Genomic DNA, 2,734 nt, shown 5'->3' with positions numbered 1-2,734 from the left:
TGTTCGTGGTTTCAGAACCAACACAGTGAACGCGAGCAACTGAGGACAAGCCCTCGGCCTATTAGTACCAGTCAACTCCACCCGTTACCAGGCTTCCATATCTGGCCTATCAACCCAGTCGTCTACTGGGAGCCTTACCCCATCAAGTGGGTGGGAGTCCTCATCTCGAAGCAGGCTTCCCGCTTAGATGCTTTCAGCGGTTATCCCTCCCGAACGTAGCCAACCAGCCATGCCCTTGGCAGAACAACTGGCACACCAGAGGTTCGTCCGTCCCGGTCCTCTCGTACTAGGGACAGCCCTTCTCAAGACTCCTACGCGCACAGCGGATAGGGACCGAACTGTCTCACGACGTTCTAAACCCAGCTCGCGTACCGCTTTAATGGGCGAACAGCCCAACCCTTGGGACCGACTCCAGCCCCAGGATGCGACGAGCCGACATCGAGGTGCCAAACCATCCCGTCGATATGGACTCTTGGGGAAGATCAGCCTGTTATCCCCGGGGTACCTTTTATCCGTTGAGCGACGGCGCTTCCACAAGCCACCGCCGGATCACTAGTCCCGACTTTCGTCCCTGCTCGACCCGTCAGTCTCACAGTCAAGCTCCCTTGTGCACTTACACTCAACACCTGATTACCAACCAGGCTGAGGGAACCTTTGGGCGCCTCCGTTACCCTTTGGGAGGCAACCGCCCCAGTTAAACTACCCATCAGACACTGTCCCTGATCCGGATCACGGACCCAGGTTAGACATCCAGCACGACCAGAGTGGTATTTCAACGGCGACTCCCCCGATACTGGCGTACCGGGTTCACAGTCTCCCACCTATCCTACACAAGCCGAACCGAACACCAATATCAAACTGTAGTAAAGGTCCCGGGGTCTTTCCGTCCTGCTGCGCGAAACGAGCATCTTTACTCGTAGTGCAATTTCACCGGGCCTATGGTTGAGACAGTCGAGAAGTCGTTACGCCATTCGTGCAGGTCGGAACTTACCCGACAAGGAATTTCGCTACCTTAGGATGGTTATAGTTACCACCGCCGTTTACTGGCGCTTAAGTTCTCAGCTTCGCCACCCCGAAGAGTGACTAACCGGTCCCCTTAACGTTCCAGCACCGGGCAGGCGTCAGTCCGTATACATCGCCTTACGGCTTCGCACGGACCTGTGTTTTTAGTAAACAGTCGCTTCTCGCTGGTCTCTGCGGCCACCTCCAGCTCAGAGTGCAAAACTCGTCACCAGGTGTGGCCCCCCTTCTCCCGAAGTTACGGGGGCATTTTGCCGAGTTCCTTAACCATAGTTCACCCGAACGCCTCGGTATTCTCTACCTGACCACCTGAGTCGGTTTAGGGTACGGGCCGCCATGAAACTCGCTAGAGGCTTTTCTCGACAGCATAGGATCATCCACTTCACCACAATCGGCTCGGCATCAGGTCTCACCCTCGTGCCATCCGGATTTACCTGGATGACGGGCTACACCCTTACCCCGGGACAACCACCGCCCGGGATGGACTACCTTCCTGCGTCACCCCATCACTCACCTACTACCAGCTCGGGTCAGCGGCTCCACCACTCCGAGATTGTCCGAAGACGCACCCGGCGGTTTCACGGCCTTAGCATCACTGGATTCGATGTTTGGCGCTCCATAGCGGGTACCGGAATATCAACCGGTTATCCATCGACTACGCCTGTCGGCCTCGCCTTAGGTCCCGACTTACCCTGGGCAGATCAGCTTGACCCAGGAACCCTTAGTCAATCGGCGCACACGTTTCTCACGTATGTATCGCTACTCATGCCTGCATTCTCACTCGTGAACCGTCCACCACTGCCTTCCGGCGCGGCTTCACCCGGCACACGACGCTCCCCTACCCATCACAGTCCCCGTTGGGGGTATGTACTGCAATGACACGACTTCGGCGGTACGCTTGAGCCCCGCTACATTGTCGGCGCGGAATCACTAGACCAGTGAGCTATTACGCACTCTTTCAAGGGTGGCTGCTTCTAAGCCAACCTCCTGGTTGTCTCTGCGACTCCACATCCTTTCCCACTTAGCGTACGCTTAGGGGCCTTAGTCGATGCTCTGGGCTGTTTCCCTCTCGACCATGGAGCTTATCCCCCACAGTCTCACTGCCGCGCTCTCACTTACCGGCATTCGGAGTTTGGCTAAGGTCAGTAACCCGGTAGGGCCCATCGCCTATCCAGTGCTCTACCTCCGGCAAGAAACACACGACGCTGCACCTAAATGCATTTCGGGGAGAACCAGCTATCACGGAGTTTGATTGGCCTTTCACCCCTAACCACAGGTCATCCCCCAGGTTTTCAACCCTGGTGGGTTCGGCCCTCCACGAAGTCTTACCTCCGCTTCAGCCTGCCCATGGCTAGATCACTCCGCTTCGGGTCTTGAGCGCGCTACTAAACCGCCCTATTCGGACTCGCTTTCGCTACGGCTTCCCCACACGGGTTAACCTCGCAACACACCGCAAACTCGCAGGCTCATTCTTCAAAAGGCACGCAGTCACGAGATGCTGGACAAGTCCAACATCCGACGCTCCCACGGCTTGTAGGCACACGGTTTCAGGTACTATTTCACTCCGCTCCCGCGGTACTTTTCACCATTCCCTCACGGTACTATCCGCTATCGGTCACCAGGGAATATTTAGGCTTAACGGGTGGTCCCGCCAGATTCACACGGGATTTCTCGGGCCCCGTGCTACTTGGGTGTCTCTCAAACGAGCCGCTGA

1 rRNA gene (only partly in view) is annotated in these 2,734 nt (G+C 56.8%); it reads right to left on the bottom strand.

The window, feature by feature from the left end:
* Positions 1-41: 41 nt before the first annotated feature.
* Positions 42-2,734, bottom strand: a 23S ribosomal RNA gene (locus tag QK440_RS40660) (it continues 432 nt past the right edge of the window).

This window comes from Streptomyces sp. CC224B, from assembly GCF_030010595.1.
GTDB lineage: Bacteria > Actinomycetota > Actinomycetes > Streptomycetales > Streptomycetaceae > Streptomyces > Streptomyces longispororuber.
Note: the sequence above shows the minus strand (reverse complement) of the source record. Positions and strands in the feature narration are given on the sequence as shown.